The organism is Aureimonas glaciei (assembly GCF_014643375.1).
GTDB classification, from domain to species: Bacteria; Pseudomonadota; Alphaproteobacteria; order Rhizobiales; family Rhizobiaceae; genus Plantimonas; species Plantimonas glaciei.
The window spans coordinates 426,977-433,408 of record NZ_BMJJ01000004.1 but is presented as its reverse complement, the minus strand read 5'-3'; the positions used below and the strand labels follow the sequence as shown (position 1 = coordinate 433,408).

4 protein-coding genes are annotated in these 6,432 nt (G+C 66.4%); 1 reads left to right on the top strand and 3 read right to left on the bottom strand.

Annotated features, from left to right (window positions below):
* Positions 1-10: 10 nt before the first annotated feature.
* From fabD to IEX88_RS11310, 3 genes are read right to left on the bottom strand one after another with little or no spacing between them, the layout of a single operon-like run.
* Complete coding sequence (fabD, locus tag IEX88_RS11320) at positions 11-2,419, bottom strand: ACP S-malonyltransferase (protein ID WP_188850705.1); 2,409 nt, start codon at positions 2,417-2,419, stop codon at positions 11-13.
* Positions 2,416-4,065 (bottom strand): cyclic peptide export ABC transporter, encoded by a 1,650-nt coding sequence (locus IEX88_RS11315; RefSeq protein ID WP_188850704.1) that lies wholly within the window; start codon positions 4,063-4,065, stop codon positions 2,416-2,418. Before IEX88_RS11315 ends, fabD begins: the two co-directional genes overlap by 4 nt.
* A 2-nt stretch (positions 4,066-4,067) precedes the next feature.
* Positions 4,068-5,702 carry a cyclic peptide export ABC transporter gene (locus IEX88_RS11310; protein ID WP_188850703.1) on the bottom strand — a complete coding sequence of 545 codons (1,635 nt, stop codon included), beginning with the start codon at positions 5,700-5,702 and terminating at the stop codon, positions 4,068-4,070.
* 462 nt (positions 5,703-6,164) lie between these two features.
* Here IEX88_RS11310 and IEX88_RS11305 point away from each other — a divergent pair, with 462 nt between their 5' ends.
* The gene (locus IEX88_RS11305) at positions 6,165-6,419 is read left to right on the top strand and encodes an acyl carrier protein (RefSeq protein WP_188850702.1); all 255 of its coding nucleotides are present in this window, start codon (positions 6,165-6,167) and stop codon (positions 6,417-6,419) included.
* Positions 6,420-6,432 lie beyond the last annotated feature (13 nt).

Sequence of the window (6,432 nt, the reverse complement as noted above, 5' to 3'; positions counted from 1 at the left end):
CACGGGGCCCCTAACCCGCCATCGCGGCGAAGCGGCGGTTCAGGAGATCGGCGGTCTCGCCGAGCAGCGCGAGGGCGATGCCATCGACGTGCCGGGCCCGCCAGGAGGCCAGCGCCGTTCCCGCAACCCACTGGTTGAAGGCCCCCTGGGCCGGGCCGCAATGCACCTGGAAATCCACCTTGTGACCGAGATCCCCGGCCAGGGCCCAGGCCGAGCTGTCCTTGAAATAGCGCCGGAAGACGAGGGCCATGCGGTGCTTGGGCAGCCGACCGGCGCGCTCGATCTCCGATGCCGGATAGGTCGCCGCCACATCGGCGAAGACGTCGTCGAGGCTGCGCCCGAAATAGCGCTCCTCGATCTGCCGGCGCACTTTCGGCTCGATCGCGTCCAGACCGTCGTGCTGGCGGTACAGTGCGACGAGCCGTTCGGCGCGGGCGGGGAAAAACAGGCCCTTCTTCAGGACCTGGACCTTCGAGCCGAGTTCGAACATCTCGCCGGATGGGGCATAGGCGGTGTCGTGGACGTCGATCCCCTCCAGCAGGTCCTTGACCGCGTCGCTGGTCCCCGCCTCGATGGTACACTGGTTGATCGATCCGGTGACGAGGAAATCGGCGCCGAGCACCAGCACCGCGGCGGCGGCCTCCGGCGTGCCGATGCCGCCGCCGGCCCCGACGAACAGCGGCCCGAAATCGGCAAAGCGCCGCTCGGCCGCATCGCGCAGTTTTAGGATCGGCGGGATCAGCGCAAAGGGCATGCCCTGGTCGGTGTGCCCGCCGGAATCCGATTCGACCGTGATGGCATCGGCCATCGGCACGCGGCCGAGGAGATCGGCCTCCTCGACGCTGATCGAGCCGGCCTGGAGCAGGCGCTCGACCAGCACCGCCGGGGCCTTGTCCAGGAACTGCGCCGCGACGTCCGGCCGCGACACCTTGGCGATGATCCGGTTGCCGGCCCGGATGGTGCCGCCGTCGCGTCGCAGCCCCCTGGCCCGGTACCAGACGAGCGCGGGAGTGATTTGCATGAAGGCCGAGGCCTCGATGAGCCCGACGCCCTCCTCGATGAGCACGTCGGTCAGCTCGTCCTCGAGATGGGGACGGTTGACGTGGGCAATGAAGTTGACCCCGAAGGTCGCGCCAGACGGGATACTGCCGCGGATGCGGCGGATCGCGGCCTGGATCTTCGCTGTCGGCAGGCCCGCGGCACCGAAGAAGGAGAGAAGGCCGGCGCCGGCCATGCGCACCACCAGATCGGTCGAGGCGATGCCCTGGTACATGGCGCCGCTGGCATAGGGATAGCGCAGCCCGAAAGCGTCGCAGAAGGCGCGGGAGCCGAGGGTTTCGATCGAGATCCGGCCGCTTCCGTTCGCCACGAGGTCAGGACCGGCGGTGCCGTCCCCGGCGCCAGGTGCCGTTCGGGGCGCAACGGACGTAGGTTCCGCGACGTGGTCGGCGCAGCCATACCCTGCCCGCGGCTCCAGGATGGGCGGCACCGTCGGCACGATTTTCGGCAGCACGAGCGCTGCGGGAATGTCGCGCGCCAGTTCGGCCGCGTTGAGAGAGCCGGCCTCGCTCTCGGTGCGCCGGAACATCGGGCGGACCACGGGCGGTCCTTCCGGCCCGATCTCGACGGTATCGGCGAAGGCGACGCCCTTTGCGAGGAGATAGCGCAGGCTCTCGCTCCATCGGACCGGGGCCGTGATCTGTTCCACCATGCGCGCGCGGATGTCGGCATCGACATGCGGACGCGCGGTGACGTTCGAAATCACCGGCACGCGCTGGGGTGCGAAGGTCGCCGCGGCGATGTCGACCATAAACTGCCGCTGGGCCTCGGCCATGAACGGGGTGTGGAACGCGCCGCTGACGGGCAGCACCACATAGTGGCTGGCGCCCGCCGCCAGGAACATCCCCTCGGCCGCGACGATGGCGTCCCTGCGGCCGGAGACGACGACCTGTCGCGGTGTGTTGAAGTTCGCGGGATGGATGTCGGCGAGCCCTTCGCGGCGAATGAGGTCCTCGATCGCCTCCGCCTCGAGGCCGATGACGGCGGCCATGCCGCCGCCGCGCGCCTCCGCCATCAGCGCCCCGCGGCGCGCGACGAGGCTGAGGCCCGTGGCGAAATCGAGGACGCCCGCGGCAAACAGGGCGACATATTCGGAGACGCTGTGCCCCAAAAGGAAATCCGGTCGCTCGCCGGTGTCCTCAACGTGCCGCAGATGGTTCAGCGCATTGACGACATAGAGCGCCGGCTGGGTGAACTGCGTCTGGCCGAGCGTCTCCAGGGGACCGTCGCGGCAGAGAAGCGCGATGTCATAGCCGAGGATCGCGTCGGCCTGCCGGGTCAGATCGGGGAAGGCGGCGAACGACGCCTCGCCCATCCCGAGCCGCTGCGCGCCCTGTCCTGGAAACAGGAAGGCCCTCATGCCTGCTCCCCATCGGACCGGTTCCTGACCCATTCGACACGGCCGAGATCCATTTTGACGACACGATCGGCGACAGGCCAGTATTTTTCGTCGTGCGTCGTCGCGATGACGAGTTTTCCGCGCGCCCTGAGGCTCGGGAGGAAGGAATGGTAGAAATAGTCGCGAAAATGCACGTCCTGCTCGGCCGACCATTCGTCGAAGACGTAGACCGGTCGATCCTCGAGCACCGCCGCGATGAGGGCGAGGCGTTTGCGCTGGCCGGTCGACAGGTGCAGCCGGTCGAAGCGCCCGTTCCTGTAGCTGACCTTGTCGGCCAGGCCCATCTCGGCGATCAGCCGGTTGACGCGCTCGGGATCGACGTCTTCGAGGCCGTAGAGCCGATCGAACAGGTGGAAGTCGACGAAGACGGCAGAAAACAGCTCCCGATATCCGGCGACGGAAGCGCCGGACACCGGCACCCCGTCGACCCCGATCCATCCCGATTGCGCCGGGAACAGGCCGGTCATCATGCGCAAGGCGGTCGACTTGCCGCTGCCATTGCCGCCGACCAGGAAGATCACCTCGCCGCGCGACAGCGTCAAGTTGATCGGCCCGACCGCATAGGCCTTGGGATCGCTGCTGTCGTAGCTGAAGCGGAGGGCATTGAAGGAGATTTCTTCGAAATCCAGGAAGGCCATCGCGGCGTGGCGCGCCTCCTCGGGCGACACGCTGGAGGCGGCGGCGAGTTCCTCGTCGATCGCCAGGATCGACTGCAGCCCGATCTCAGCGCGCAGGAACATCGGCGACTGGACCACCGTCTTCGACAGCGTGCCCATGCAGAACAAGAGCACCGGCACGATCTGGAAGACGACGATGCTGTTGCCGGGGACGAAGCTCGGAAAGGCGAAGGCGACGACTCCGAGCATCAGGAAGGTGATCAGGTTGACCAGCAGCGTCAGCGACACCCAGTGCTCGACCGATCGCACCACCAGCCGCTCGAGAACGGTCGAGCGCCGGCGATAGGCCTTGGCGACGGCGTCGCTGCGCCGCGTGTTGAGACGCAGCTCCTTCGAACCGTCGATAATGTCGACGATCGCATCCAGCATTTCCGCCTGCATGCGCTCTACCAGCCTGAGCACCTCGACGAAGCGGCGGTTGATCAGGCGGTAGCCGACAAATCCGCCAAGCACGGTCAAAAGGAACACGACGAAGGCGGCGGGCGACAGATAGAGGAGATAGAGAAGCGCGACGGCGAGGAGCACCGCCTGCTGAACCGCGTCGACGATCAGCGGAAACGTGATGGAGAGATGGTTGGTCTCCTTGGCGACGAGATTGTAGAGCCGCCCGCGACCCAGGCGGTCGGCCACCAGAAGCTCCGTCCGGCGCAGCCTGTCGGCGATCTCCAGCCGCTTGCGGTTCAGGAGTTCCTCGATGATCGCGATCGAGCGGACCAGCGCGAACTGGTTGGCGCCATAGTAGACGCAGAAGGCGCCGACGAAGCCGCCCCAGGCCCATAGGCCCGGCCGCTGGGCCCCGGCCACGGTCGCGGCGACGTCGGTGATGATGACGATCAGGATCGCGTTGGCGAGGCCGGCCAGCAGCGTCATCAGCAGCATGATCGTGCGCTGGCGACGATCGGCGCCGTCGATGAAGGCGAGGAGCGCCATGCCTACACCGCCCCGCCCGGGATCATCATGCCGAGATCGAGCGCCACCCGGCGGTCGCACCGGTCCCAATAGCGATCGTCGTGGGTGACGGCGACGACCGTCTTGCCGCGCGCTTTGAAGTCGGGAAGCATCTCGGTGTAGAAGATCTCCCGGAAATGGGCGTCCTGGTCCGCCGCCCATTCGTCGAAGAGATAGACCTCCCGGTCCTCGAGCAGGCTGACGATCAAGGCGAGGCGCTTGCGCTGGCCGGTCGAGAGGTCGCGGGTGGTGAACCTCCCTTTGATGAAACCGACCTTGTCGGCGAGTTCCATGCGCGCGATCAGCCGCTCGACATCCTGCGGGGCGGCGTCCTCCACCCCGTAGGGCCGGTCGAAGAGGTGAAAGTCGGTGAAGATGCCGGAAAAGATCTCGCGGTATTCCTGCCGGTTCGCCTCGGTGATCTCCACCCCGTCGCACAGGATGCGCCCGCCGCCGGGCTTGTAGAGGCCGCACAGAAGCTTCAGCGCCGTCGACTTGCCGCTGCCGTTGCCGCCGGTCATGAAGACGATCTCCCCCCGCCGCAGGGACAGGTCGAGCGGACCGGCGACGAAGCTCGTCTCGCCTTCGGCGTTCGCATAGGCGAACGTCGTCTGGGCGAGATCAATGGTGGAGAAGGCCTTGAACGGCGAGCGCTCGCGCGGCAAGGGCTCGACCGCCGCCGGCGCGCCCGCATCGAGCCGGCGCTCCAGCCCGTAGATGTGCCCGAGACCGGCCTCGGCCCGGCCGACCAAGCGGACGACGGAGGTGATCGCCGCCATCGGACCGATCGCGAAGACAGAGGCCGCGACGATCTTGAAGATCGTGTCGGTATAGCCGGTGAAGAACATCGGCAGCACGAACACGACCAGGCCGACGAGCAGGAAGACGAAGGCATTGCTGAACTGCAGCAACGTCACCCAGCGTCCGCCGAGGCCGACCACCACGTCCTTCAGCTGGCCGGTGACCTCGGCGAAGTGCCGGAACAGCGCATCGTTTTTGTCCGCATTAAGGCGAATTTCCTGAAAGCCGAGGGTGAAGTGCGAGAGGTTCTCCAGCATTGCCGTCTCACGGTGATGCACCTCCGCCAGGGCCTCGCTCAGCGAGCGCTGCCAGCGGATGAAGACGAAGATCCCCAAGGCGATGAACCCGCCGACGATGACAAACGAGATGGGCGACAGGGTCGCGATGTAGACCAGGAGAAAGGCCAGCAGGAAGCCGCTCTGGACGGCACCGACCATCAGCGGCAGGGTCTGCGACAGGTGATCGGTCTCCTGCGCGACCGTGACGTAGATCTCGCTCTGGCCGAGGGTTTCGAGCGTCCGGAGATCGGCGCGCCGGATCTTGGCGACCAGGCGTCGGCGCGTGGCTTCCAGCCGCGACTGCACGAAGCGGTTGGTCTGCTGCAGGGAGGCGCGGTTGGCCAGGAGGAAGAAGACCAGCGTCAGGAGATAGACGACGAGAAGTTGCGTCCCCACGACCTGTCCGAGAAGCGCCCGCTCGGCCGCGTGGTTGATCAGCGCCACGAGCCCGGCATTGCCAAGACCCGACAGGCTGGTGACGATGAAGATGAAGCAACGGCTTTCCGGCGACCCGCCCCGGAGCAGGCGCAGGATGTTCATGTCTGACCGGCCATCGTGGCATTTCCCCCCGAGCGGGGCCTTCCGGACTGCCCCGCCGTCTTCAAAAAGGTCCCGGTCGGCAGCCTCGAAGCCGCCCTCGGAGAGGCCGACCCGTTGTCCGCGCGGAGGAAGGATGATGACGCGCGAACCGTTCGACATCCCTGCCTTGCATGCTATGCGGCGCGCCGTCTGCACGCAAGCCAGCGCACCGCCGCTCGGGCCAATAGATCAACGAAAGCTTTCATCGGCCCGGCAATCTGTCGACGACCGCGCCCTTCCCCGCGGCACGGTGGAAACCGCCTGGCGACAGGATGGCCGTCCTGCCACCTTACGGGGCGGAATCTGGCCGTCCGGGCTGTCCCTGGCGCGGGCGATTGTCTAATGTCTGCCTCGTCCGAGCGATCTTTCGACCCAGCGCGAGTTCGCCTCGGTCCAGCGACTCATTCGAGGCGACCGGAGACCATGAGCAAAGTTCGCCAGTTTATCGAAGAGCAATTTCTGATTGAATTCGACGACACGTTTCCCGAGACGTCCGATCTGTTCAAGGAGGGCGTCATGGACTCGTTCGGCTACATCCAACTCATCCGCTTTCTGGAAAAGGAATTCGCCATCAAGTTCACCGAACAGGAAATGACCGGTGGCGTCATGGTGAGCCTGGCCCAGATCGAGGCGGCCGTGGCGCTGAAAGCCGCGAACCGCCCCGCCGATCGATCTTGAACAGGCGAATTCC

Excerpts from the sequence above, each read along its gene's own strand:
- fabD (WP_188850705.1), bottom strand. The coding sequence starts at position 2,419 with ATGAGGGCCTTCCTGTTTCCAGGACAGGGCGCGCAGCGGCTCGGGATG.
- IEX88_RS11315 (WP_188850704.1), bottom strand. The coding sequence starts at position 4,065 with ATGGCGCTCCTCGCCTTCATCGACGGCGCCGATCGTCGCCAGCGCACG.
- IEX88_RS11310 (WP_188850703.1), bottom strand. The coding sequence starts at position 5,702 with ATGAACATCCTGCGCCTGCTCCGGGGCGGGTCGCCGGAAAGCCGTTGC.
- IEX88_RS11305 (WP_188850702.1), top strand. The coding sequence starts at position 6,165 with ATGAGCAAAGTTCGCCAGTTTATCGAAGAGCAATTTCTGATTGAATTC.